This is a genomic window from Barnesiella sp. WM24 (assembly GCF_004570975.1).
In the GTDB taxonomy this organism is placed as follows: domain Bacteria; phylum Bacteroidota; class Bacteroidia; order Bacteroidales; family Muribaculaceae; genus Muribaculum.
This window is the reverse complement of sequence record NZ_SPPC01000003.1, coordinates 114901-139025: the sequence shown is the minus strand read 5'-3', so window position 1 is coordinate 139025 and position 24125 is coordinate 114901. Positions and strand designations below refer to the sequence as shown.

The 24125-nt window shown below is 46.4% G+C and carries 24 protein-coding genes and 1 pseudogene; all 25 read right to left on the bottom strand.

What is annotated here, in order from left to right; genetic code table 11:
* Nucleotides 1-2 precede the first annotated feature (2 nt).
* Nucleotides 3-1265: a hypothetical protein gene (locus E4T81_RS03850; RefSeq protein ID WP_135041588.1), complete on the bottom strand. Its 1263-nt coding sequence runs from the start codon at nt 1263-1265 to the stop codon at nt 3-5.
* Complete coding sequence (locus E4T81_RS03845) at nt 1258-3648, bottom strand: N-6 DNA methylase (protein WP_135041586.1); 2391 nt, start codon at nt 3646-3648, stop codon at nt 1258-1260. The genes E4T81_RS03850 and E4T81_RS03845 overlap by 8 nt, the downstream gene beginning before the upstream one ends.
* Nucleotides 3649-3706: 58 nt before the next feature.
* Entirely contained in the window at nt 3707-4720 is a 1014-nt protein-coding gene (locus E4T81_RS03840; RefSeq protein ID WP_135041584.1) for a YafY family protein, read from the bottom strand.
* Nucleotides 4721-4724: 4 nt separating this feature from the next.
* Complete coding sequence (locus E4T81_RS03835) at nt 4725-5045, bottom strand: helix-turn-helix transcriptional regulator (protein ID WP_371683032.1); 321 nt, start codon at nt 5043-5045, stop codon at nt 4725-4727.
* A gap of 63 nt (nt 5046-5108) precedes the next feature.
* Entirely contained in the window at nt 5109-6749 is a 1641-nt protein-coding gene (locus E4T81_RS03830; protein ID WP_135041582.1) for a trypsin-like peptidase domain-containing protein, read from the bottom strand.
* 3 nt (nt 6750-6752) lie between these two features.
* Nucleotides 6753-7994, bottom strand: coding sequence for a hypothetical protein (locus E4T81_RS03825; RefSeq protein ID WP_135041580.1), 1242 nt, complete (start codon nt 7992-7994; stop codon nt 6753-6755).
* Between the two features lie 770 nt (nt 7995-8764).
* Nucleotides 8765-9262: a glycoside hydrolase family protein gene (locus E4T81_RS03820; RefSeq protein WP_135041578.1), complete on the bottom strand. Its 498-nt coding sequence runs from the start codon at nt 9260-9262 to the stop codon at nt 8765-8767.
* Nucleotides 9259-9795, bottom strand: coding sequence for a DUF3872 domain-containing protein (locus tag E4T81_RS03815; RefSeq protein WP_135041576.1), 537 nt, complete (start codon nt 9793-9795; stop codon nt 9259-9261). The genes E4T81_RS03820 and E4T81_RS03815 overlap by 4 nt, the downstream gene beginning before the upstream one ends.
* A 6-nt stretch (nt 9796-9801) precedes the next feature.
* Nucleotides 9802-10674 carry a toprim domain-containing protein gene (locus E4T81_RS03810; RefSeq protein WP_135041574.1) on the bottom strand — a complete coding sequence of 291 codons (873 nt, stop codon included), beginning with the start codon at nt 10672-10674 and terminating at the stop codon, nt 9802-9804.
* Nucleotides 10671-11363, bottom strand: a complete 693-nt coding sequence (locus E4T81_RS03805; protein WP_135041572.1) for a hypothetical protein — start codon at nt 11361-11363, stop codon at nt 10671-10673. Before E4T81_RS03805 ends, E4T81_RS03810 begins: the two co-directional genes overlap by 4 nt.
* Before the next feature lie 3 nt (nt 11364-11366).
* The gene (locus E4T81_RS03800) at nt 11367-11948 is read right to left on the bottom strand and encodes a conjugal transfer protein TraO (protein WP_135041570.1); all 582 of its coding nucleotides are present in this window, start codon (nt 11946-11948) and stop codon (nt 11367-11369) included.
* Between the two features lie 3 nt (nt 11949-11951).
* Nucleotides 11952-12794, bottom strand: a pseudogene (gene traN / locus E4T81_RS03795) (conjugative transposon protein TraN); the annotation flags it as partial.
* A 195-nt stretch (nt 12795-12989) separates the two neighbouring features.
* A complete protein-coding gene (gene traM / locus E4T81_RS03790) occupies nt 12990-14180 on the bottom strand; it encodes a conjugative transposon protein TraM (RefSeq protein WP_209308151.1) in 1191 nt (396 codons plus the stop codon).
* Nucleotides 14164-14430, bottom strand: a complete 267-nt coding sequence (locus E4T81_RS03785) for a TraL conjugative transposon family protein (protein WP_167761643.1) — start codon at nt 14428-14430, stop codon at nt 14164-14166. Before E4T81_RS03785 ends, traM begins: the two co-directional genes overlap by 17 nt.
* Before the next feature lie 26 nt (nt 14431-14456).
* Entirely contained in the window at nt 14457-15092 is a 636-nt protein-coding gene (gene traK / locus E4T81_RS03780; RefSeq protein WP_135041562.1) for a conjugative transposon protein TraK, read from the bottom strand.
* Between the two features lie 7 nt (nt 15093-15099).
* Nucleotides 15100-16098: a conjugative transposon protein TraJ gene (gene traJ / locus E4T81_RS03775; protein ID WP_135041896.1), complete on the bottom strand. Its 999-nt coding sequence runs from the start codon at nt 16096-16098 to the stop codon at nt 15100-15102.
* Between the two features lie 17 nt (nt 16099-16115).
* Nucleotides 16116-16754 (bottom strand): DUF4141 domain-containing protein, encoded by a 639-nt coding sequence (locus E4T81_RS03770; RefSeq protein ID WP_135041893.1) that lies wholly within the window; start codon nt 16752-16754, stop codon nt 16116-16118.
* Nucleotides 16755-16915: 161 nt separating this feature from the next.
* The gene (locus E4T81_RS03765) at nt 16916-19417 is read right to left on the bottom strand and encodes a TraG family conjugative transposon ATPase (RefSeq protein WP_135041560.1); all 2502 of its coding nucleotides are present in this window, start codon (nt 19415-19417) and stop codon (nt 16916-16918) included.
* Complete coding sequence (locus E4T81_RS03760) at nt 19414-19734, bottom strand: DUF4133 domain-containing protein (RefSeq protein WP_135041558.1); 321 nt, start codon at nt 19732-19734, stop codon at nt 19414-19416. The genes E4T81_RS03765 and E4T81_RS03760 overlap by 4 nt, the downstream gene beginning before the upstream one ends.
* Entirely contained in the window at nt 19734-20018 is a 285-nt protein-coding gene (locus E4T81_RS03755; RefSeq protein ID WP_245207008.1) for a DUF4134 domain-containing protein, read from the bottom strand. Before E4T81_RS03755 ends, E4T81_RS03760 begins: the two co-directional genes overlap by 1 nt.
* Before the next feature lie 217 nt (nt 20019-20235).
* Nucleotides 20236-21060 (bottom strand): hypothetical protein, encoded by an 825-nt coding sequence (locus E4T81_RS03750; RefSeq protein ID WP_135041554.1) that lies wholly within the window; start codon nt 21058-21060, stop codon nt 20236-20238.
* Entirely contained in the window at nt 21047-21826 is a 780-nt protein-coding gene (locus E4T81_RS03745; RefSeq protein WP_135041552.1) for a hypothetical protein, read from the bottom strand. The genes E4T81_RS03750 and E4T81_RS03745 overlap by 14 nt, the downstream gene beginning before the upstream one ends.
* Nucleotides 21823-22140 carry a DUF3408 domain-containing protein gene (locus tag E4T81_RS03740; RefSeq protein ID WP_135041550.1) on the bottom strand — a complete coding sequence of 106 codons (318 nt, stop codon included), beginning with the start codon at nt 22138-22140 and terminating at the stop codon, nt 21823-21825. Before E4T81_RS03740 ends, E4T81_RS03745 begins: the two co-directional genes overlap by 4 nt.
* Before the next feature lie 21 nt (nt 22141-22161).
* Nucleotides 22162-22641, bottom strand: a complete 480-nt coding sequence (locus E4T81_RS03735) for a DUF3408 domain-containing protein (protein WP_135041548.1) — start codon at nt 22639-22641, stop codon at nt 22162-22164.
* Between the two features lie 5 nt (nt 22642-22646).
* Nucleotides 22647-23408 carry a ParA family protein gene (locus E4T81_RS03730; protein WP_135041546.1) on the bottom strand — a complete coding sequence of 254 codons (762 nt, stop codon included), beginning with the start codon at nt 23406-23408 and terminating at the stop codon, nt 22647-22649.
* Nucleotides 23409-24125: the final 717 nt, after the last annotated feature.

The following is a 24125-nucleotide window of genomic DNA, read 5'->3' as shown; positions in this document are numbered from 1 at the left end:
ATTCAACGTTTTGCTTTGGGTGTTTGAGGATTTTTACAGAAGAACGGGAAGGGACCTGCCGAGACATCAGTATTGAGAACGACATCCTTCAAGATGACCTTGTTGCCAGGGTGCAGCCATGATTTGACAGGCAACAGACAGTCACCTGCATAAAGTATACTTCCGGCTGATTGGATTGTCATTTCCTTGCCTTCGACAGTATTTGGATTGGGCTTCCATTTTAATTTGTTTTCTTCAATGTCTTTGTGTGATTCGGCATATCTGCCGAAAGCCTTTATCACGCGGCACATCAAAAGAGCGCATCCTGAAAATTCATCTCTGTTGTCTTCAGTCAAAGTCACTTCATCTTCTTCATAGTCTTCCGCTGATTCGTGTGACGCTACATTCGTGGATGTCAGAATTGTAATCAACATGCTTGATTCCGTTGCATCAAGAATCCTCTCACCCAGTAGACCATATCTGTAAGGAAGTTCTTTCGGGTTTTCTCCACAAAGAAAACGGCTCGCTTCCATACATTTAACATTTCCGCCGGCGATGGCTTCTTCGGGGATGATTCCACGTTCGACACCGGCACGAACGATGCACTCGAAAATCCTTCGGATAGGATTCCCCGTAAATGCAAACCCCACAGAGCCTTTCGGGTCATAAAGAGCATCGAGCAACTGCAACAGGAATTTGCGTGCATTGCCACGAATCAATGAATGAACACCCAGATATTGTAAAGCGTCTCTATGTCGGGCAAGTGCATGGTTATGGGAATGGTTTGAACAGACAACCTTAATTGTAGAAATCAAATCCATCTCAGATGGCTCAGATTCTCCATTGCCAAACTCATCGGAAAATTGACTCGAAAAGACATTTGGGCGAGTTTTGGTATAAACCAGTTCACCCCATTCTTCGACATAATCCTTGCGATATGCCTCAATAATTGCAGTCACATCGGCAAACCTATTCATAGTACCGGCCGATAGAATATACCATGGTCTTACGGTATGATGTTTTGCGAAAATCAGAAGCAAATCAACTATTGCTATATGCAAGAAACTATCATTGCCGACAGTTTCTGCCTTTTTTATTTTGCAGTGAGCATCAAATATTACCGCGTCAATCTCGTCAAGGTATTGATTGAGATAGATTGATGCCGATTCCCAATCAGCATAATGCGACATGTAAATTCCGTTTAATTTGGCAAGCCTCTCAAAGGAATCTTTGAAATTAGGGTCGTCTTCTATCCAAAGAACTCTATAACGCGTCTGATCACTCATTGTCAACGGATTTAAACGTTAATTGATATTTAACCGGAAATTCGGCGTCTTTATCCAATATGATATCGACCTCACCACCGAAATCATTCATGAGCTGACGGGTTTCATATCCACCGATACCACAATGTGAACGCAAATCAGACGATTCTCCGTAGGTCATTATCTTTTCTGCGGACATATCCGAGGGAGCCGGTTTGCCATTGTTGGATATAGAAAGTATAATTACACCTCCAGATACTTCGACGGCTATCCGAACAAGATTGCTTGAAGACATGGTATTATCAAAGCCGTGGGCGCAAGCGTTGCTTATGACATTGTTCATAATCATTGCAAGCACGTCCTTCGGGAAGAAAATAGTGCGAAGTTTTTTGCTCTCGGTCTCACCTTCAGGCTTACTGTTTTCATCGTCCACTATTTCATATTTGAAAATGGGCGATGAATGAGTCCCTATATACTCATTGATAAACTCATCAAGATTAATAATGACAGACGTGGCATTATAACCCCGATCAAATCTGTCAATTTGAACAGACAATCTCCCAAAACAGTTACGCAGATTATCCAACACCGCTCCTAAACTGATTTCGGAATCTCCAATTATCATGGATTCATTGATGAGATTGCCTTTGTCCCTTGCTTCTTCCAATAAGGTCCACCAGTTGCCGATAGAGCCGACGGTCTGTCCGATGGCATGTTTCTTAATATGCACGTCTTTGCGATAGTCGGTATGGGCATCCGATAAGCCGATATGCAATTCGGATACGATCTGCTTCTGTGCTTCCAGAACAATCTCTTTTTGACGTGGCAGATTTTCGCAAACTATACGTAGATTATGTAACACATAATCGGATACTGGCTGATTGGCAACGCCAAGCAATTCAAGCTGCTTAGAGATATATGGTTTGGACAATTCAAGAAGGATATAATCCATATCACCAATACATTCTGTCGCAAATGCTGCGAGGTTGATGCTCAGGCCAATCGGTGTTCCCTTGTACTTGAATCGTCCTACATGAAATTTACCTGAGCTTATAGTTAAAATAATGGCATCTTCAGAAAGTTCAACATAACGGGATGTGGTTTTTGATGACGGTTTCCCGATAACGACAAAATCATAAATATCGGACAAGTCTTTTAAACCTACAATGTCTTTTGTTTCTCCCGATTTGACTCTTTGTGATTGCAATTCAATGGGTTGCAAAAACGTAGACAAAGGAGCGATATGAGCATCTGCGGATATTTCCGGCAGTAAATTCCCAACAATATATTTCCCAGGATTTATATCTGTACTAATCGAATTTAAAATTTCATCGATTGTTACATCCTTGGCATACTTTCCGCTTCTACTGAGAATAAGATTTTTAGCATATTCAAGATTTAACTCGCTACGACCTCGAGACATATTTCTTGCACAATTGACAAGCGAAATAAAAGTGATATCTTCTTCGTCCCAATCGGCTCTCGTCTTGTCCAATACAATAATCAACGAAGTAATCTGTGTTCCATTTAGAACTCCGGACGGTAATGAGATTACTTTATCAATATAGTTCCTGTTGAGCAGCTCTTTTCGTAGCCATTCGCTATTTTGTGAATATGCAAAAGAAGATGGAAGCAATATAATTGCTTTTTTAGAGCTGGGGTTTTCTATAAAATACTCAACTATCAGCTCGTGAGCATATTTAGAACGACACGAGATGTCGCTATACAGTTCTTTTGTCGGAAAGTTAAAAGGTGGAACTGTAATCAAATTTTCCGCATTTTCAGGGTATTCCCATTTATCTGCCATACTCATTTCCTCTACAGACTGTTCTCGTCCGTGGATAGCCAACAGCAGGTTACTTATAACGGTAGCATCAAGAGAATACTCCCTTCCACGAAATTTTATGCCGGAAAATTCCGGTGTAACTGCATAGCTTACAATCCCGGCAAAAGGATCAACAACATCATCCATTCCTCTTTCCCAAGCGAGGAACGCAATCAATCTTGCAAGATTATTGTTAATCAAAAATTGGCCTGATGATTTGCCAGTATGTTCTATTGCAAAGCTTATTATAGAGTCAGCCAACTCAGATCTCTTTACTTCATCAGAAATATCGAAACTACGAAGAGCCTCAATTAAATGTAGCATCGCTGCCCCAGATAACATCAGGACATCCTCGTAAAAGATGTTTTTAGTAAACGGATCAACCTTGGAACCAGGAATTTCATTACGTAGTGTGTATATATCATCGTGATATTTCTCCAGATTCAGATTCGACCTTGAGGATATATAAATAAGACATAGGAGTTCCTTAACGATTTCGATGATATCTCGAAATTCGCCAGTACGGGTAAGGGCATTCATTACTTTGTAAACCTTCTCCTGAAGTGCGCTGTTGCTCATATAGAAACGAATCTTTAATAATTACGTTGCAAAATTACGACCAAAGATTATACTGCGACTATAATCTTTCATAAAATTTTGCCATTCCTTCAGAAATCAGCTTCATTTGGAGACGTACTTGTTTAGGCGACAATACTTCCAAGTCCTTCCCGAACGAAGAAAGCAGCGAATATAGTTCAGGATTTGGAATTATGTGAAGCCGGATTATTCCTGCTTCCTCATCTATAATCTGCTGAGATGTATGCAGCGGTTTGGACTTTACAAATGGAAATCTACCCGGGATGAGTCTTATGTCAATGTCAATCGGATTCATGTTGGGGACAGTGACACCGACAACATCTTTGAAATAGGTGTCAAAATCAGGCCCGTCATTTTCAATAAATGATATGTCAGAAGAAGCCTCTGCAATTTCAATGATTCTATCTACTGGGATGGAAGTAGGCTTACCCTCAGGGTAATCATTGTTTTTACCCAACGCCCACCAACGTCCGTTATACTGTTTCAGGTAATATGGATGAATGTCCCATTCTATTTCTGATTTCCCGTGTGGTTTATATTTAATATGCAGTGGCCTCTTATTAACAATTGCCTCATACAAAGGAGAAATCCAGTCCAATCCTTCAAGGCGTGGGTTCTCGTCAAAACCGATAGCTGTAGCTCCTGAATTTTCATGTACTAAAAACATTCGGTCTTCCAGCTTGGTCAGGAGCTCGTTTATCCATGCAAATTGAGGCATTCCCTTCAATCGACCGAGGGCTTGTAATGCAGAACGAGTCTGCTGAATTTCCACGTCGCTAAAAGGCATATTATTGATGGAAAAGTTCCGATCTGTATAACGGAAGTACTTTGTATGTCCAACGAATGATTTATCATCTATGGGAGCATCATAGAGAGATCTCATTCTGTCAAGGTCCTTTCGCACCTGCACCTTACTGACTGAACTGCCGGTAGTATATTGAAGCTTCCTGTTGCAGGCATCAGTAAGTTCATCAATGGAATATCCCTGACCGGGTCGCCTCAGACAGCCGTCAAGAACACCATATCTGATAAGAGCATCTTCTGTTATAGCCATTATATCAATCCTTTATCAAGGTCTTATTAAGAAGATGTGATATATCAACGCAGAGTAGTTCCGCTATTTTAGCTAAGGTATTCAAATCCGGCTGGTTAGTGTTTGTGCACCATTTAGACACAGTTGTGCGATTGACTCCTAATTGTTCAGCCAACCATACACTGGTTCTTTTCTCTTCCGCAAGAACCACTTTTAATCTATTTAAATCCGCCATAACAACATCAAAAGAATAAACTAATGCAAATTTAGTGATTTTATGCGACACTTCAAAACAAAACAAAGCCAGTCCAAGACACTTATGGCCTTGAGCTGGCTTTATGAACATTAGTAGCAATCAACAGGATGTTAATCTCCCCGTCGTTTTTCAGGATCTTGTGTACTGTTATGACTAAGGTATCGCGTTGTAGAGTTCTTGAAGGTGTTTATCGAAGTCGGGGTCGCGATTGAGCTTATAAGCCATGCGAATGTCTTCGTTGGCTTGACGGTAGTCTCGGAGATATATGGCACAGCAAGCTCGTTTGTAGTAGGTATAGGGGTCTTCAATCAACCCGCCTTTTTCCAATGCCCTGGTAAGGTCGGCACGAGCAGCTTCGACATCTTCCAGTCCCATGTTGACTTCGGCACGGTTGAGATAGTTTTCACCCGATTCATTGATGCCGATGCTCTTTGTGAGGTCTGCTTTGGCCTTCTTCAAATCACCCTTATCGGCATAATATTTTGCTCGATTGTTGTAGGATGTCTCGCTTGACGGATGGTTCTCAATGGCCTCATTGAAGTAGGTCAGTGCATCTTTCAAGTTGCCCTGCACATAGGATAATATACCCATGGCATTGAGTGCATCCTCGTCATCAGGAGTTTCTTCGAGAATCTGAGTGAAAAGTTCCTGAGCATAGTCAAGTTCACCCTCTCTCATCATGACGTACGCATAGTTTTTCTGATATGTCTCCATGTCATAGTGGAGCGCAGCACGGGCATCTGCAATATTCACCCCTTCAAATTTCCAGCCGACTGCATCTCCCTGAGGTTTGATTTCAAGATCAGTCAGGTCTGCATTGTTGCGTATGGCCGGGAAGACCATCCGGAATTGGGTCGTTGAGGCAAGTGGAACTATCAAAGTCTCATCCTCATGGTCGGCGGTCGAGAAGGAGGTCATGGCATAGTTCTTATCATTTGCAACGTCAATCAAGGCATATGATTTTGTCTTGTCCTCGGTCTGAAATGACACCTGTGCAGGATTACGGGTCATATCCAGGTTGGAGTAGGACAAATAAGCTATGGTCGCGTCCGGCTTAAATTCTATTGCGTTCAGACGCACATGTGGGGCGTTGGAAGCCGGGACGTTTACAATAACGAAGTCTGCTTTCTTGTTGAACTTCGGATTCTTTTTGCTGAACTCATTATCTTTAATCAGAGCCAATATTTCGTCAGACATTTTTACGCCAAAGTTGAGGTTCTGACCGCCACGATGGAGGAAGGTGGCAACGGCTATAACATCTCCGTTCTCATCTACGATGGCACTGCCACTACTACCCGGAGATATGGGCGCGGTTATCTGCACTATATCCCCATGTGAGTCGCTTCGCAATGCCGATATGATGCCGTCTGAAACAGTCTGCTCCAGCCCGACAGGCGAGCTGACGTTGTAGACTTTATCTCCTTGTTTCAGCTCCGAGTTGGCAAAACGGAGGTAAGCAAACCGTTTCTTGTCAGGATTCTTGATGTTAAACTTGACTATATCCTTTTTCTTGTTGGAAATCAGAACGGAGTCAATCTCAAATTCAAACCCTTCCGATGTTTTAAGGATAGCCTTGGTAGCACCATCAAGGACATGGTAGTTGGTGAGGCAAGTCCCTTTGTCATCAATAAAGAAGCCGGAGCCTTCACCGGAGGGAGAACCATATTCATCGAATGTATAGATGGTGACGGTGGCCTCTTTTGTCTCTTCTATAATGTTTTGAAGTGAGTTGGAGCACCCGCATACGAGTATCAACCCAATTAATATGGGGATGATAGAGGCATAGTGTTTCATAACTTATTTTCTCAATGGAGGTTTCTTTGAAGTGTTGAGCGCTCTTTTAGGACGACTATTCGATTGGGTCGGAACGGAGGTCTCCCTTATCACATTCTGGTTTGGATAGAAATCTTCCAGTTGCATTTCCTTCAGCCATGTCCTGCCGTCCTCACCAGCCTTGCGCATGTCATTTACGCAATCTATGTCTTCGAGCTGCGCCTTGCAATAGCCCCGAAGATAATATGCTCCTTCCCGTTCTGAAGCTGTTGAGGATGGGAGGTTTATAGCTTTGGTCAGTTCGTCTATAGCGGTGCGTAGATTGTTCTGAGCCATCTGGCAATAGCCTTTCATGTAATATGTATTGAAGTCCCTGTATCCCACCTTGTCCATTACTTCGGTAAGAAGCTTCGATGCGCCATAATAGTTTTCCTGTTGTATCATGGCAACAGCTTCTTCCATCATGGGTTTTGCCGTACCGTAATTGGTTGTCTTTTGCATGGAGAAGTTTGATGTCTCCAATTTCGCATTACAGCCTGCATCAAGTCCGAGATAGGTAATAGCCGCAGCATCAGGAAATGTTTTCAGAAGGTCACTTCCAGAATACAGTTTGAGCGTTTTGTCCTTGTCAAAAACAAGTTTCAGATTTTCTGTTCCAGAGGCTCCGTAGGCTCTACGCCAATTGTTGTTGTCTGAGCTTAATTCGTCGACTGCGTATCCATCGGAATGGCAAAATCGCTTGAAATATGTTGTCGATGAACCTTTTGTTGATTTAACAGTGATTGTATAGCCCCAATATACTTGAGAGGGAGAATCATCCGTGTATCCGTATTGTACGGTTTCACGAGCCGGATTCCACAACCAAGAACCGAGGCCAATCGGGAATAGCAGCAGTGATTGGGCAATGTTTGCCACGACACGTCCGCCCTTCACCTTTTTCTTTGTGTGGGTAACGTGAGTTTTAGGACCGGTCACATAGTTGTTGGTATTACGAACAATGAAACTTATCTCACAAGGGCGGTCGAGAGGAATTTGCTGAGTGAGATAGGTGGAGAGGTACCCGACCTTTTTGTTCTTCTTGTTGTCATAAGACTCTGTTGTCAGGTTCGATGTGCGGAGTCCCGAAAGCGTGGTCGAGAAGGTCGTTAGTCTCGGCTCGGCTTTCCAGGCCAAACCGCTGGGAATTGCTGATTCCCATTCCGCTTGAGCGAAAGCTGCCACCGAGCTGACAATAAGCAGTAGGGCTGAAAGTAATAATCGGTTCATATAATCTTGTGATTACTGGTTGGTTAATTATCAATATGTCTACAAAAGAAGCGTGAACTTCAAACAATGCTACCATACTGAGGCTCTGGACTGCCCATCTACGAGTAACAAGTAAAAAGCTCACGCTTTTGGCATATATGACAGTTCGTAGAACCGGTATATACACATCAGCGTGAGCGCCATTGCTTGTCATCTGCGTAGAGTCGAAAATTGTCCAGATTTTCAGTATCAGATAACCGAGTGCTTGACGCTCATTTTTCCGAATGTCTGCTTTACGTTCACGTAATGAACGCACCGCAAATGCAAAGTTACAAAAAAAATGCCAAGCACACATAAACAATGGCTATATAATTTTACTCGTAGAGGCTGTTGCTTACTATTTTACGTATCTCACGATATATGACTGAAGACAAAGACGAGACCTCCGAGACCAAGAAGGCCGAGCCATATCATATCCGAGGAATCTCGTTTCCCATCCTTATCCTTTGACAAACCCATTGCAAAACAACCAATAGTTGCGATAATAAGCATGATAACCAAGATTGGAGTTGGAATGTCCATACCTTCCTCTCGGTCAATCCTTGCTCCTACTGGATCGATAGCGAAGGTATTAAAGGTCGCCATGAGGGTGACAATAACTGAAATTAGTTTATTCATAACTGGGTGTAGTTTTTAGTCGTTACAATAGATAATACCAACGGACAGATAAGGTAAACGGCAAAAGCCCACTCAAAATAAATATATTTTAAGTGGGCCTGATATGCAGCAACTTAACGAGCAAATAATGCAGTAAACTCTTGGCAGCGGCGGGTGTGAAGTCCTTTGTGCCATTTGCCTTTGTAGCGGCAGTGGGAGATGTAGGACTTGTAGATGTCGCGGTTGCCGGATTTTAGTTTGCGGTAGACGGTTGATTTTTTGACGGCGCCGGGGCCTATGTTGTATGATAGGACTCCCATAAGGAGGGCGTCGGAGGGATTGAGGTCACTGAAGAGGGCGATGAACTTGTTGAGGTCTTTGCGGAGGAGGGCGTCAGCCTCGCGTTCGCTCATCTTGTAGCCTCGGAAGTATTTCTCGCCGGGGAGTTTTCTGTGACCGTAGCCGAGGTATGGCCAATGTTTTCGGGAGTCGTGCATGGTCTCGTGGTGCTTGATGATTAGAACTGCTCTTTCGTATGGAGGTAAATCCATTATGCTTCGCTTAGCGGCGAAGGTTGGCGTAGTGACCACGAGGCTCACTAACGCCATGAGGAATATCAGAAGTTTCTTCATAAGCCAATGGGTGTTATGGTTCCGGGATTGACGGGGCTGATGATGCCGGGAGTTTTTCCACTGTCATCGTCGCCGCTGTCTTTACTGTTGAACTCGAAGGTCTGCTGCCACGGGGTAGAATTGAACGAATCTTCCACGACCACGAGGAATTTGTGGGCCTCGGATGAATTGGCGGTGTAGTTGAGGCGGAAGGTTTTGCTTTCGAGAAGCACTCGGTCGTTATTGACCAGTACGGGACCGTCAACGAGTTTGAGAGTGCCTTCGCCGTCATACTGGAAGTATCTGATGGTGTAGAGGGTATTGGCATAGTTCCCTTCGGGCTTGATCTCAAAGCGTAGTTCGACGGTCTGCCCCTTGGTGATTTTGTCACCGTATGGCATGACTTCCACTGTGAACGGATAGGACTGCTGCACATCGAGGTCGTCGGAGCAGGAGGTCAGTGCGAGGACGAGAGTAAAGAGGATTGCCCAGAATCCGAAGAAGCGGGCGGGAGTAAGGCGGATTTCGCCGATTTTCTTAAGTATTGTATTCATTGTTTTTCAGAGTTTTAATTTTGAGTAATTTGAAATTTTTGGTTGGGTAGCCACAAGGTGCTCGTTGAGATCCTTGTAATCGGGATAGAGGGCGGACTTATCCATTACCTTGTCGCCCAACTCTCTGCGGAGTCTTGCGAGGGCGGCTCGCCCTGCCTCGTCGTTGTCGAGGTAACCGGCGATTACTGAATAGTCCGGGAGGATTGTCAGGGCTTTGCCGACATTGGCAACGGAGTTGAGAACAACCGAGTCGGAACCGTCATTCAGTCCGAGGCGTTCCGCTGAAAGGAAGTCGATGAAGCCTTCAAACACGTTACATCGGGCGTTACCATCTTCGATGTGGGTTATGTGCTTGGGCGGATACGACCCTTTGAAGAAAGACGAGCGCAACTCAAATCCATGTGCGTTGTTCTCGAAGCCGATGGCATAATAGTCTTTGCCGTGAAGTCTGTAATCGACCTGCACACACCATCGCTGGGCGATATTTCGGGGAATGCCTCTGTCGGCGAGATATTTCAGCAATGCCGGTGATTCCAGTTTTGAAACTCTTACGTCCTCAAAGGTCGGCTGCTCGATGAACGGCTCAGGCTTGTATGGTTTTGCAATAGGCATCTGCATCTTTTGGGCGATGTACTCTGCCTGTCTGATGAAATCGGTGGAGTTGCACAGTTCTCCTGCAAGAGTGAAGATGTCGCCTCCGGCTCCGCTCCCAAAATCGAACCATACCCCCTTTCGTGGATTGACATGGAGCGACGGTTTTCGCTCACTTCGACATGGGGAGTAAAACCACAGACCTTTGCTGTCGCGTCCGGTCGGCTGATAACCCAACTGATTGAGAAACTCGACAAGCGAGATTTTACGGATTTCGTCGATGTTCATAGGCGCATCTTCCGTTTAGGTTTGTCAGGCTTCTGCTCCTGTTTGGGCGGTTCCACCTTCTGCTCTTTCTCTTTGAACTTCTCCAAAGCCGACATTTCAGAGGCTATATATCGGTTCAACTCCGACATATTGCACGAGCCGGTAAGCTCGTATGCGAGGTCGTAGATTCCGCCGTATGCACCGGACTTAGTATCTCGCCAAAGGTTTGTCTCAGTGTTGATTACCATTGTCGGACTGGGGTTGTTATCGTATGGAGCGTTGTAGATGCGGAGATTGCCGTCTACAGCCACCGGATATTCCTGACCGAGAGCCTTCATAAAGTCAATGAGTTTCACCTTCTTTATGTCAATGCCGATTACCGTTGGCTCATTCGAGCGACGAGCCATTGCCGATAGTTCCTTGCCCTGCTCATAGTCGTTCATATACTTCAGGATGAAGTCACGAGGATCCATATAGAGGTTGGGGTTCATCTTCAAGGCTGCAAGGTCGATGATGTCGCCACTCTGGTCAGTGGCATGGTCATACCATCGGTTGGTGTTGGTATCTACCGCTAACATCGGCTCCGGGTCGTCACGCTGCGGGGCATAGTAGAGTTTCATGTCCCCAAAAGCCTTGACAGGTTTTTCGCCAAGAGCCGCCATGAACTCTGTCAGCGGGATATTCCTGATGTCATTCTTTGTGTATCTCATAGGCTATTCGATTATGAATTTGACACCGACGCCATAGGTGGTATGGTATATCTGAACATCGCTTCCGAAAGTGAACCGGCCTTTGACATTGGCGGTCATGGCGACTTTATCCGAGAGATAAAACTCCGCCTGCAAATTGAGCGCACCGCCATAGATAAAGTTGTCGCCGTCATGGAGCGTCGAGCCGTCGGAAAGTATACGCTTGCCCCAATTCACTGTTTCGTAACCACCGAGAGCCGACATGCCGCCGTAGAGGTGGAAGGTCTGCGAGTAGTCGCTCAACAGATGGAGATTGTAGCCGACCTCGCCTGTAAACTGCGCTACCGGGATACGACCTTTAGCGCCGTAGGGCTTGTAGGTCTGGAGATACTCGCCGCCGAAGCTCCAAGTATTGGCACGACCCTTATAAACGGAATAGAACACACCGAAAGAGTAACCGCAGTTACGGGAGTTGCCGGTATAAAATCCGTCTGCCATGTCAGCCTTGATTTCTAACGCTGACATTCCGGGGAGGCATCGCTGACCCATTGCCAGCCCTCCGAAGAGGGTGAGCATGGCAGCGATTATCATTATCGCTTTTTTCATAGATTACTGTATGCTTAATTCGTCAATTACGTTGGCTCTCACAATATCCTCGTTCTCGACCACGAAAGACTGGTGTCTGCCGCCTTCCTTTTCGGCAATTTCGATGACAAGCTGCTTATCGTCGGGAATGGTGAATTTCTCCAGAGCGAACACCGTGCGCTCCGACTGCTTGCCATGTACCACCGTCACATAATTCTGGGCGCGGAGCGGTTCAAGTACCTGCTCCTGCATTGCGGTACGCTTGATAACCTTCTTATCCGCAATCTTGAAGCTCACATAATCGACATCGAAAGGAATGTTTGATGTGTTTTTCAGTTCGGTGTGGAAATAAAGAAGCCCGTTGTTGGCATAGATGGATTTCAGGAGGAACTGCACCCCGAAACGTTTTGATCCGATATGCTTGATTTCGCGCTTGTTCTGCTTGTAGATTGACTTCATAATCAGTTTTACAAGCATCGGGGACTCACTGCCCAATTTTTCGAGATATATCTCCTGAGCGTTGTTAGGGCGATTGACAGCCTCGCCGTCATGGAGAAAATCTGTCATCTCAATGCTCAGAAGCAGAGGCTCTTTCGCAAATTTGACGTTGAAGGTGTAGTATGATCCATCATCGGTGATTACCGACAGGTTGGTCTCCTGCTTGAACGACTTGAAAGCCGATTTGACACGAAGCACATTCTTTGCACCGTCAGCGAGACCTGCCACAAGGTTCTCGTTGCCTAAATCGACATAGGTGATTTCAGCCGGGAAGATGATATGGGTAGTCTTATTGTAGCAGACCTCCAGAGCGTGGGGCGGAATCATCCTGTCGAAACCGACCTTTCGGGTCAGACCGTCGAACTTGTCGCTGTCGGTGTAGTTGACTCCGTACACGTTCATGTCATGTTTAGCGACCTGTTCAGTGTCAGAAGACACGTTGTTTTTGGTGTTATTTACTTTGTTTGTCTTGGCAAAAGCCGGGGTTGCCATGCCGAAAACGGCGATGGCTGAGAGAATAAATGTTTTCAGTTTCATAAAAATTTACGTTGGATTTTGTGGTTTTTAATTGTTTTCGGGCTGGTAAAGCATTACCCTGTACCCGGATTTAAGATGCACCTTGACAGTGCGCATCTTCTTTGTGAGATACTGGCTTACGCCGTTGATGAGACCGCGACCCACATCGGAGGCTATCTGCGCACCTGCATCGGTGGAGATATTGATTGAACTGCCCATCGTACTGCCCATGTTGGCACCGATTTCGTGAAGGGCATCCGACTCCATTGAGTTGGGGATATTGATACCCTCCTGACCGTCGGAGTCATAGACTTTCAGTTCCACCTCGTAGATCGAACCGTTAGTCTCAACCGAGGTAATCTCAATCTCAAGACGCTCATCCTGCAATCGTGCGACTCCCACCACAGTAGTGTTCCGGGGTATAAGCCTGTTGCCTATCCACATCGGTTCGGTGGTTCTCAGTTTTACTGACTGCCCGTTGGTGACGGACTGGTTTCCGGCTATGACGGCGGCAATCGTATTTTTGCCGACCGACCGTTTCATGCCGACCGAGGTGTTGAAGCCTCGCTCGTTAGTGGCGGCACACAATGTCGATACCACATTGTGCGTCACATTCTGTACCGGCTGCACATTCCGTTTTCCTTTTTCGTCGGACTGAGGCGGAGTCTGATAATTGCCGTTGCCATTGCCCATATATTGCGCCGCAAGCTGGTACGACCTTTCGAGAAGTTCCATCTCATCGGGCTGTTGGGTCTGTTGCTGAGCCATAGCGTTCTGCATCTCCAGCTCGTCAATTCTCGCCTGCAACTCGGCGACCTGCTCCGGCTCGTTGTAATCCGGCACATAGAAATCCTGCAATGAAGCCTGAGCCTGCTGGTAGGCATTTGCCGAGTTCTGGATTTCGTCAAGAACTGCGGGTTCCGCTGGAGCGGTCACGATGTCGAGCTGGAGAGTAACGGCATTGATTGTGCTGTCACTCTGCGCCTTCTCCTTCTGCATATCCTCCTGTTCATAGGCGGCAATCTTGGTCTTTGGCATCCCCTCGGTTGTGCCGTCGGGCAGTTCAGTGTTGGCTTTGCCCTTTACGGTGTCATCCTCGTCGCTTGGAGCGAATATAAGCCATATACATACGAGACATGAAAGTGTGAGCAGCGTATATACCGCCAGTCTTTTCATGCGCTCACGTTCTGCCGGGGTCTTGGGCGTGAGCTTCGCTTTGAGGTCATCGAGCAGTTTCATAGTCGGAGACATTAGTGGATAATTCCAGTTGCTGAATGTGCTCAATCTCGATAGCCTGCCGGGCGTGTCCGGCGCCCATCTTGTAGCAAGCGTGACCGAAAACGAAGAAGGCAATCAGGATGAAAGCCGTTAGCAGCACGATCACTACCGTCAGGCGTTGTTTGTGGGGCATATCGTCACAGACTTTTTTCAGTCGCTCTCTGATTTTCCCTTTCGGGCCGTGCCACACCTTATTATATAAAGGTGACACGAAGTTTTGAATTTTCTGTTTTATACTCATTGGGATAAAGTACGTTTTGTGGTTATCAAATCTTTGTTTTCTAAAATCGTCAGACCCTCGATCATGAAGCCGTTGGGGTTGTCGTCAGAGCGAGAGGTGTTGACAAGCCGACATTGGGTAATCAGGCTGCGCTCTGTCACATTGCTCTGACGTATAATCATCTGCCTGGCGTAGGTTCTTACGTTGTAGGGATAGTCGTTGAAGTCAGCGACTATGCTGTCCACCTGCAAGACCTGAGTGATGTTTCCGGCGATGATGCGGTTGTAGTAACCCTTCTCGACATAATCGGAGTAGTAGTTATACGCACTCTTGTCGGCCAGTGACATGGCGCGGTTGATGTTGTGTTCAATCGCCGACTTGTCGGGCGACAGAGTGAAGAACAGTTCATGGAAGCGTCGCACGTGTTCACGTGCCTCCGCCGGGCGGTTCTGCGCCATGTCCTGAGACAAGGCAAGCATCAGGGACTTGCCGTTATCGAGGACATAGATTTTCTCCCGCTGCTTTTCGGCAAAATTCAGCGACAGCACCACCGATCCGATTGCGATGAAGGCGCATAGCGATACCATGACGATGCCGAACAGCCTTATCTGCCGAAAAGAGGTTTCGATGTTTTTTAATGACTTAAATTCCATAATGATTCTACTTTAGAAGTTTCCCGGCTCTACCTGCCACGTTACCTGCTACGCCACCTGCGATGCTTCCGGCCCATGAGCCTCCGGTCATGGCGGCGTTGTTGACATTGCGGTTGTAGCTTCCCATGCCTCCGGCCTGAATAATCCAGCCTGCCACGGTGGGGATTGTAAAGTACCCGATTATGCCGATAATCATAAACAGGCAATAAGCTGTGTTTGAGCCGTCAATGTCAACATTCGGATTGTTGGTCAGTTCCGAAATGTCGTTCTGCAACATCAGCACCTGTATTTTCGCAAGGATTGACGAAAACAGGTCTGCCACCGGCAGCCACAGGTAGGTCTGTATGTATCGGCATATCCATTGCACCAGTGTGTTGTGGAAACCGTCCCACACCGAGAGGGCAAATGAAATCGGCCCCAGTATTGCAAGCACAATCAGGAAGAAAGTGCGGATTGTGTCGATTGTGAGCGACGCCGCCTGAAAGAGCATCTCCAGCAGTTCACGAAAGAAATTCTGGATTGCTTTCTTGACCTTATACATTCCACGCTCTATATACATTCCGGCGGCTGTGCCTACTTCTGTCACTCCGAGTTCGTCTATCTGACGATCAAACTCTGCGTCATCGACTAAATAGGCGGTTGACGGGTCACGCATCATAGCCTCATACTCCAATAGGTCTTTCTCCTCGCGGTACTTCTTCATGTCGAGCGTCTGCCCTTCAAGCATTGAAGCTGTACCCTGAACTATGGGCGACATCACCGAGTTGATGGTACCCAGAACTACTGTCGGGAAGAACATTATACAGAAGCCAATCACGAACGGGCGCAACAGCGGGAACACATCTATCGGCGAAGCATTTGCCAGCGACTGCCATACACGGTAGGCGACATAGAACAGCGCACCCAACCCGGCGATACCCTGAGCCACACCTGCCATATCGCTGCACAAAGGCATCATCTCGTCATAGAGCGACCGGAGTATGGTGTGGAGGTTTGAAAAATCAATAGCGCACAACATAGGCATCACCAGTATTTTTCAGAGCCGTCGCCATAGAGGTTGACAACCCTCTGGGAGTCCGCCTTCTTCTTGGCTCTGAGATATGACACGCTGATATTCTTATTTGTATAGTAGGCGGTAAGGTTCTTCAGCCTTTTCATCTCCTTGTAGCAGTCATCGACAACATCCATACGGTCTTTGTCGGTCATGCTTAACGTTGAGATATTTACGACCTGTTTCAAGTCACCCAGCACCCCGTTGGCTTCTTCAAGCAGCCGGGTGTAGCCGGAGGCGATTGCCGACAGCTCCGCACTTGTGAAGTTGGGATCGGTCAGCATCTTCTTGAAGTTATTGACGTAGTAGCCGGATATGTCACCGAGCATCAGGACTGTCTGCTGCACCTTTCGGGCATCGCGGACGAGATTGTTGACCGACTGGAGAGCGTCGTAATACTTCTTCGCCTGTTGGTAGATTTTCACCGTTTCCTGAAACGACTTGACCATGTGGGTTGCTGTCTGCGATTCCTGAACGAGTGACTTTGAAGAGTTTACGATACTTTGAGCGATGTTGGACGGGTCGATGACCGTCCATTGGGCGTTTACCCTGCCTGTGCCTAACAGGAGGCACAGGGCAATGAGGGGAAATAGAAATTTCAGTTGTTTCATTTTTTGTTTGGATTTTGTGGTCTTTATCTGATTCTGTGAGCCATGCCCACAATTATTCTTGTCATGGCTGATATGAGCCATAGCGCGGAAAGCAGGAGGCGGACGCACAATGCGCCAATACCTGCCGCCAGTCTGAATGGAAAGGATTTCACTTTCATACATTATTTCTCTCTCTTTTCGTTGGCAAGCTGTTTTATTGCGGCTTCGATGTCACCTCCGAACTGACGGGCGCGATCAAGGACTTGGATTTTCTCCGTTTCCTCGGTGGTGTAGCACAGGTATTCCTCAGGTGACACCTCAGTTGCATAGACCGCGGACTGCGTTCCGCCCAGCCCGATCCATACCTCTTTGTAGAGCCGGTTGGGGCTATTTGCCATATTGATACTGAGTATCTGCGCTTTCTCCTTGTCGGTCAGACCGAGCAGCTCCTGTATCTGGTCAAAGCGGTTCATATATTTCCGCTGGTCGAGCAAGATTTTACAGTCTGAGTTGTTGATGATAGTCTCCTTGACAATAGGCGACGAAATGATGTCGTCAACTTCCTGAGTGACCACAACAGCCTCGCCAAAGTATTTACGCACAGTCTTATAGAGGTACTTCATATACTCTGCCATGTTCGCCGAAGAAAGAGCCTTCCAAGCCTCCTCACAGATAAGGACTTTCCTAATACCTTTGAGTCTTCGCATCTTGTTGATGAAAGCCTCCATGATGATGATTGTCACCACCGGGAAGAGTTCTTTGTTATCCTTGATGCTGTCTATTTCAAAGACTATGAAGCGTTTACCGAGCAAGTCGATATTCTCTTTGGAGTTCAATAGAAAGTCAAATCTACCTCCGTGGTAATACTGCCGCAGTGTAGTCAGGAAGTTGTCGATGTCGAAATCCTGCTTGTAAATGGGGATGGGACGCTGTGCCATTTCAGCGCGATACTCGTCACGCATAAACTCATAGAATGAGTTGAAGCATGGCACGATATTTTTGTCCTTCGCCATTTTTTCAAGGAACATCGACAACGCCGAACCCAATTCGCCGCTCTCGGTCTTTGTCACTCTGTCATCCTCTGACTTCCAGAGTGTCAGCAGCAGAGTCTTGATCGAGTCCTTCTTCTCCACATCGAAAACCCCGTCATCGGTGTAGAATGGATTGAACGAAATCGGGCTGTCCTCGGTGNAGGTGTAATAGACACCATCATCGCCATGTGCCTTATTATGAATAAGATTGCAGAGCCCTTCATATGAATTGCCGGTATCAATCAGGAGGATATGTGCGCCCTGCTCATAATATTGGCGCACCAGATGGTTGGTAAAGAACGACTTTCCGCTACCGGACGGACCGAGAATGAACTTGTTGCGGTTGGTGGTGATGCCACGTTTCATCGGCTCATCCGATATGTCAAGGTGTATCGGTTTCCCGGTCAGTCTATCGACCATCTTTATTCCGAATGGGGACAGTGAGGAGCGATAATTTGTCTCAGCAGTGAAGAAGCAGACCGCAGGCTCAGTGAAAGTATAGAAACTTTCCTCGGCTGGGAAGTCAGCCTCGTTACCTGGCATTGCCGACCAGAACAGTGTCGGGCAGTCGATGGTGTTGTGCCGGGGCATACAACCCATTGTTGCCAACTGGCCGCCGACATCATTCTTGATGCGCCGCAGTTCCTCGGTATCGTCACTCCACGCCATAATGTTAATATGGCAGCGGACGGAGGTCAGACCATACGAATGAGCCTCGTTGAGATAGCGGTCAATCCACTTCTTGTTGATTGCGTTTGAGCGTGAGTAGCGGCTCAACGAGTTCATGTTACGGGCGGTCTTCTCAAATTTTGCCAAATTCTCATCGTGGTCGTCAATCAGCACATACTGGTTGACAATATGGTTGCAAGGTAAGAGCAACCCGACGGGAGAGGCAAACGAGAGGCGGCAGTCACTCCGGTCTGTCGATAACCGCTCATAACGGTTATCGGTACTGATCTTTGCGGGGAGATCATCAGTGTCGGACAGAGTGTGCAGACAGAGCATCTTGTCGCCAATCCGCATCTGACGCGCATCGAGGTCTATATCTTCCAGACAGGTAACATCGTCCATTGTCAGCGACATATATTTTTCGATAAGCCCGGAAGTTTTCTCAGTCCCTACCAGTTCATCATCCGATAGGCGACGCAGCCTGATATAGCCGGTGTCATTGATTATACGCTCGAATTGCTCGACACTTTCCATGAACTTGACAACCATCTCGTGATTGAGTTCCTTCGGGGTGATTCTCCCACGGCATAGAGTCGAGAAGTTGCTCTGCTGACGTGCCCGTTCTTTCGTTGTCTTTGTCAGAAACAGATAGCACTTATGGGCGAGGTACGGACGCTCATTGAAGTGGCGTTCAAAGCTCCTGTCCAAAAAGGATAAATCATCCTTATGGAGTTCCGGCTGATATTTCTCCGAGCAGAACCAGTCCTGCTTATGCACCACCGAATAATGCGGCAGCACCTTGATTGCTTTGCACCATGCTCCGTGCATGGCTTCATATTCGGCAGATGTCACAGTGAACAGTTCCGGCAGGCTGACTTCAAAGGCGACAGTGATGTCAGCGTCTTTGCTAATGATGCAGCCGTGTTCAACGGCAAGCAGTGGCAGCTTGGATTCCAGTGTTGTGGCTTTCAGTATATTTCTCATCGTTTTCTACCTTTAATCATTCGGTTAAGGCGCAGACGGTTGATGATGTAGCGCGGATGGTATTTAACTGCGGCAAGTTTCATCAAGCCATACTGCCCATACTTGGCATTAAGATGGAAGGTGAGCCAGACAAGGACTGAGGCGGCAGTAACGCCAAATCCTATGCAGATCCATTGGGACAGGCCGGCGATATACATGATGACGAACACCATGAACAGGGCGAGCAGGCCCCCGGCAAAGATGAACAGATACTGCGCCTTCAGACCCTTGTACTCTACACTTCTACCAATACCCTTATTGATAGAATATTCAGCCATTAGAGAAAGAATGAGCGGAGAATTGAAGCTGCAACAATCAGGAAGATACACGCACCGAACCACGAGGCGGCTGTCTTGGTTGTGTCGGGATCACCGCTCGACCACTTGGAATAGACCTTGACACCGCCGATAAGACCGACAACCGCGCCAATCGCGTAGATGAGCTTGGTACCGGGGTCGAAATATCCTGTCACAAGCGATGTCGCTTCATTGATACCGCTCAGACCGTTGCCGGCGGCAGCGGCACGGAGTCCGCCGAGAAGTCCGGCGAGGAGAGCCACCATCAGGCGGCACTTGAAGATGAGATACTTGTTTTTGAGATTCTTGATAGTCTTTTTCATGCTTTTGTTTCAGTTTTTGAAGCATAGGTTGCCCCCGACCGCTCCACGGACGGGAGCAGCCCACACTTCGGGTTTGGGAAATTGGGTTGGATTTTTTGCCCTTTCGGACGTGGGATTTAGTGGAGTCTCAGAGAGACATGGATTCAGTGGATGGAGGGAATTATCCTACAAACTCATCGAGGTCAAAATCATCGGAATTCAATTTATTGAAATCATATCCTGATTGTTTTTCAGACCTTTCCGGCTCAACCTTGACTTGTGTAGTCTGTTGAGCCGAAGCCGTGGACGGCTCTTTCTTCTTATCGTTATGTGAGTCACCCTTGGCAGGTTTGAGTTTCATTGACAATTCCGCTCGAAGCGCGAGTGTCAGACATAGTTCTATCCGACGGTCAATCTCCTCATTAGTGGTGATGGCATCGAAAAGTTTTGTCACAGTAAAAGGCTGGATGACCTTACCTGCCTCTGCCAGTTCTTCATCAGATGATTTGTTGTCCATAGCAACATCCATAGCCTTTTCCAATTCATCTATCGAGGTCCCGGTCGCAATAGGTTCGGAAGGAGGCGTATCATCAATGTTGCGTAGATCAGTGTTGAATGCGTCATCTGTTTCATCTGTATTCAGAGCCTTGAATTTTCTGGGAACAAAATCATCATCCGGGTCTGAGTCATCTTCATAACCTTCTTCAAATTTAATATCCGAGATTTTGACTTCTCCAATTGCTTCCTTCAATATCTTTGGAAGTTCCTTCCGGACATCGGAAATAACTTCCGATGAAATCTGAGCCATAAACTCATCGACATTGAATTTGCTGGGAGCTACCACGTGAGTTTTGTCGGATGCTGTTTCTTCTTTTGTCGGTAACTTATCAACTGTTTCTTCACTTGGCTTTTGAGAGACAGGTTTGATTATTCCGGTCAGGAACAGCAAGCAGAAAATGGCAATCACCATAAATCCGCCACAGAAGAATATTTCAATACCTGTCATATCCTCTGAGAATTTTTTCAGTTCCCCATTCAGCAAGAATGTTTATTTCCTCTGAATGAGAATTGAAGTGGTCATTGATGATATTGAAAGCGACAGCACTTATAGAAAGTGGCTCAATGTTCTGGCTACCGCTGGCATTGGCATACGCCAGTGAGTGGATGGTGTGCCACAACTCAGGCGGAATTGAGATGCGCTTGACACCGACGTTATTGAGACAGATGCCGGGACGTTTCAGGAATTTGTCGGAGTAATCCGCAACCTTATCGTTGCTTACTTCTCTGACTTCTTCAACATTGCCTTCATCGAATGCCACTTGGAATGCTTCATCCAAATCCTGAAATCCGATTGGTTTGCTTTCTACATCGGACATTCGTGCAAGGTAATCATTCAGATTAAACGGCTTGAGTTCTTGATTCTCAGACTGAGTCTGTAAATCGTCAACCGGCTCCAAAAACTCAATATCCTTATAGCCCTTTTCAAAGTTCCCTTTCAGACATTCCTTGACAGCCTTTTGGATTTCACACATGAGAACCTTCTGAAAGTCGGGAGCAATCTTGTCATTAAAATCAGCAAGACGCTCAGATATACCTGACAAAAGTCTCTTTACGTCGCCATACGTAAAATGTTTTTTAATCTCTGCCACATCTTTTGCGGTTTTCTTACTCCACACCCGACATCTGTCAAGTACAAAGAAGATGAGAAAGAGAAGTATCGGCATTATCACGAGCGAGCCATAGAATATGTAGGCGTATATCGAGGGACTCATACAAGAACTGTTTTTGCCCCGCGCTCAGTCAGCTCATTGATGACATCGCGATTGGCCACGAGATGAGTAATCAGGATATTTGTCACGAAAGCACCTATTGTGAGGTCAGGGTTGCCGAAAAGCGAAACGGTCTTCGCCAGTTTATCGACCAACTCCCGCGGTACGAAGATGCCTTTTCTTGCCCCCACTGTGTAAGGAGCGAGATATTTGTCGCGATAGACGGCAATATCTTTATCTATGGGTCGGCCGGTTTCGACCTCTTGGGCGACCTTTACACCACAGGCGTTCAAGTCGCAGAATCTTGGATTGTTCATGTTCTTGTTCTTTTGGGGAATTTAGCGGTTATTCAGTTTAGTGTTCTTGTTCAGAAGCCCGGTTATCTCGGCTTCATGCAGGTCAAAATGTTCCTTCAGCATATTGTTGATTATGCCTCCGATGGTCACATTATTACCATGCAGAGCGCGAAGTATCGTGATTAGTGAATGATATTCCACATCTATCGGTACTTGTTTCCCGGATCTTCCGAAACCTACATCGACATTGTCAACGAGGAAGGTTTCTATATAATCTGCCTCCTTGTCATTCAAAGGCGAGACTATAGCAGGTTTGTTTCTTCTCCGACTTCCTTTTTTGACGCCGGAAGTTCTCTCTTCGACAGTGGACACGCTTGTGTCGGCCGATGTCTCCTCCGGAGTACTGACCTTGGAAGCCTCACCCTGTTGCTCCTTCTTGCTGCCGATACTCGGAGAAAGGTTGTCCTCGTAGTCATCGAGAAACTTCTGGGGATCAAATTTTGGCTTTTCATCCTTGAGCATAGTTTTTAGATTTTGATTACTTCACGAATTTCCTTAATCAGCTCAGGGAGATTGCTGTCTTTGAGCAATCGTCTATCAGGCGGAAGCAGAGTGGAACGGAAAACTGTCGGCGATGCACCGGCTGTACCTCCATCCTTGAAATACTTGGTCGCATATGTCATGACCGTATTCAGTGATGACAGTTTGAACTCGGACAGGTAGTTGTCAATCAGTTCACAGATTTTAGTCTTCTGCCTTCCGGGAACCCTGTTCCAGACCAATTTCATATCTCTGATAGACGTGTCGCCTGAGTCTATCATACGTTCTTTGACATTGACCGCAAAGCGTAGAGAGCTTTTCAGGTCACCGGTATCGGGAGAAATGGGAACCAGCAGATAGTGCATCGAAGATATGAGATTGATAATCTCAAGGTCATTGATTGTACCCGTGATGTCAAAGAGCACCACTTTGATCTCAGGATTCTGTTTCACATATTCTTCCGCATCTTCAACAGCAGCACCCGGTGTAGAATAGATTATCTTATAGGGACGTTTGTTGAACTTCTTGTAGAAATTGTTGAATGTTTTGTTTATGGCAGGATTCTCCTTGGTAACGCGTTTATCGTTATCTCTGTAATCCTTTTGGGTATGCTGACGAGGGTCACAGTCCATGACAAGCACATCCACCCCGTCAAGGTAATAGAGGTAGCTTGCCGCGAGTGCCGTCAGCGTCGATTTGCCAGAGCCTCCCTTCTGGGAAGCAAAGGCGACGAATACGGTGTCGCTCATTCAGTAAAATTTGAGGGTGAAAAAATGATGATCAGCAGGGCCGATGCCATTGGGTGTCTTCTGACTAAGATTGCCGACAGACAGGCTCATCATCGTCACGCTTGGGTCGAAGAACGTAACAGTAGAATGATGTAGCAAAAGTAATCGCTTTCAATTAAATTTTCGAGAGTCTCAGAACCGCCATACCATACACCAAAATGCGGCTCTTATAATCTCGTCAAACATCTTATTTACTTGCGTAGTTCGCTTGATGGGCGTTTGTTAGGGAAACATAGCCGTTTGCGAAAAAGTTGAGATTTTGATTCAGATTGTCATCCATAGCCAAAAGTAGTTCATGAGCGGTCATTTGAACGATTGTTCATTCATACGATTGACTGATTGAATTATCATACGTTCGATTGATAAACTGTTAATCCGTCTGAACGTCTGAACAGTTGAACGTCTGAACAACTGAACGCCTGAACGTCTGAACCTGTGTTCAACTGAACGTCTGAACGCTTGAACCGTTGAACAGCTGAACGTCTGAACCATTGCTCAACTTAATGTTTGAACCGAAGAATGACCGAACATTCTGTTGTATGTCCAATCATTAAATCAGACAGACATCCAGTCTTGTGAACACGGTTTTGAAACATTGTCTGTCTGAGAAAAGTTTAATTTTCAATCTCGATTTTCATCCATAGTCATAAATAGTTCATATCCGTGCATGTCAGTATT

Bases quoted from the DNA above. Each gene is read 5' to 3' on its own strand.
- E4T81_RS03760 (WP_135041558.1), bottom strand. From the start codon at position 19,734: ATGGCTGAATATTCTATCAATAAGGGTATTGGTAGAAGTGTAGAGTAC.
- E4T81_RS03755 (WP_245207008.1), bottom strand. From the start codon at position 20,018: ATGGTGGCTCTCCTCGCCGGACTTCTCGGCGGACTCCGTGCCGCTGCC.
- traK (WP_135041562.1), bottom strand. From the start codon at position 15,092: ATGGAATTTAAGTCATTAAAAAACATCGAAACCTCTTTTCGGCAGATA.
- E4T81_RS03805 (WP_135041572.1), bottom strand. From the start codon at position 11,363: ATGAGATACACAAAGAATGACATCAGGAATATCCCGCTGACAGAGTTC.
- E4T81_RS03840 (WP_135041584.1), bottom strand. From the start codon at position 4,720: ATGGCTATAACAGAAGATGCTCTTATCAGATATGGTGTTCTTGACGGC.
- E4T81_RS03770 (WP_135041893.1), bottom strand. From the start codon at position 16,754: ATGAAACAACTGAAATTTCTATTTCCCCTCATTGCCCTGTGCCTCCTG.
- E4T81_RS03730 (WP_135041546.1), bottom strand. From the start codon at position 23,408: ATGAGCGACACCGTATTCGTCGCCTTTGCTTCCCAGAAGGGAGGCTCT.
- E4T81_RS03825 (WP_135041580.1), bottom strand. From the start codon at position 7,994: ATGAACCGATTATTACTTTCAGCCCTACTGCTTATTGTCAGCTCGGTG.
- E4T81_RS03835 (WP_371683032.1), bottom strand. From the start codon at position 5,045: ATGTTCATAAAGCCAGCTCAAGGCCATAAGTGTCTTGGACTGGCTTTG.
- E4T81_RS03845 (WP_135041586.1), bottom strand. From the start codon at position 3,648: ATGAGCAACAGCGCACTTCAGGAGAAGGTTTACAAAGTAATGAATGCC.
- E4T81_RS03850 (WP_135041588.1), bottom strand. From the start codon at position 1,265: ATGAGTGATCAGACGCGTTATAGAGTTCTTTGGATAGAAGACGACCCT.
- E4T81_RS03815 (WP_135041576.1), bottom strand. From the start codon at position 9,795: ATGAATACAATACTTAAGAAAATCGGCGAAATCCGCCTTACTCCCGCC.
- E4T81_RS03745 (WP_135041552.1), bottom strand. From the start codon at position 21,826: ATGAGTCCCTCGATATACGCCTACATATTCTATGGCTCGCTCGTGATA.
- E4T81_RS03800 (WP_135041570.1), bottom strand. From the start codon at position 11,948: ATGAAAAAAGCGATAATGATAATCGCTGCCATGCTCACCCTCTTCGGA.
- traM (WP_209308151.1), bottom strand. From the start codon at position 14,180: ATGAAACTGCTCGATGACCTCAAAGCGAAGCTCACGCCCAAGACCCCG.
- E4T81_RS03810 (WP_135041574.1), bottom strand. From the start codon at position 10,674: ATGAACATCGACGAAATCCGTAAAATCTCGCTTGTCGAGTTTCTCAAT.
- E4T81_RS03750 (WP_135041554.1), bottom strand. From the start codon at position 21,060: ATGACAGGTATTGAAATATTCTTCTGTGGCGGATTTATGGTGATTGCC.
- E4T81_RS03735 (WP_135041548.1), bottom strand. From the start codon at position 22,641: ATGCTCAAGGATGAAAAGCCAAAATTTGATCCCCAGAAGTTTCTCGAT.
- E4T81_RS03740 (WP_135041550.1), bottom strand. From the start codon at position 22,140: ATGAACAATCCAAGATTCTGCGACTTGAACGCCTGTGGTGTAAAGGTC.
- E4T81_RS03820 (WP_135041578.1), bottom strand. From the start codon at position 9,262: ATGAAGAAACTTCTGATATTCCTCATGGCGTTAGTGAGCCTCGTGGTC.
- E4T81_RS03830 (WP_135041582.1), bottom strand. From the start codon at position 6,749: ATGAAACACTATGCCTCTATCATCCCCATATTAATTGGGTTGATACTC.